This window comes from Aeromonas sp. EERV15, assembly GCF_900079845.1.
GTDB lineage: Bacteria > Pseudomonadota > Gammaproteobacteria > Enterobacterales > Aeromonadaceae > Aeromonas > Aeromonas sobria.
The window spans coordinates 1-462 of sequence record NZ_FKKY02000121.1 but is presented as its reverse complement, the minus strand read 5'-3'; the positions used below and the strand labels follow the sequence as shown (position 1 = coordinate 462).

Sequence of the window (462 nt, the reverse complement as noted above, 5' to 3'; positions counted from 1 at the left end):
ACGTCTACGACCACGTCACCTTCGACGATGAGCTGCAGGTCTTTCCCTTCGCCGGGAGCGCCCAGCGGACGTTGCGCTGGGCACCGGGGCTGGCGAGCCAGCCTAGACCGGAGCAGATCGAGCTCTCGTTCGTCGACGTGACGCGGACGCTCGTATCGACGAACGACGGCGCGACGTACTTCACGCTGCCGACCGAGCGCCGGGTGAAGCGAGCGCAAGGGGTCTATCCGCCCCCGGGCGGCGCGGCGCCGTCCATCGAGGCGTACGTGCGGGAGATCGAGCGCGGCAGCGACGGCGCGACGGTGCTGCGCGACTCGGTGTCGAAGGTGACGGACTTCGACGAGTTCGGCAACGTGCGCGCCGAGGAGGTCTCGACGGGCGGCGTCGATCTCACCTTCAACGTCACGCGGACGTTCAAGAACGACACCGAGCGCTGGGTCCTCGGCCAGCTCGAGACGCAGG

1 protein-coding gene is annotated in these 462 nt (G+C 68.8%); it reads left to right on the top strand.

Annotated features, from left to right (window positions below; translation table 11 throughout):
* On the top strand, window positions 1-462 hold a 462-nt coding region (locus tag BN4575_RS22870), incomplete at both ends, for a hypothetical protein (RefSeq protein WP_218060807.1).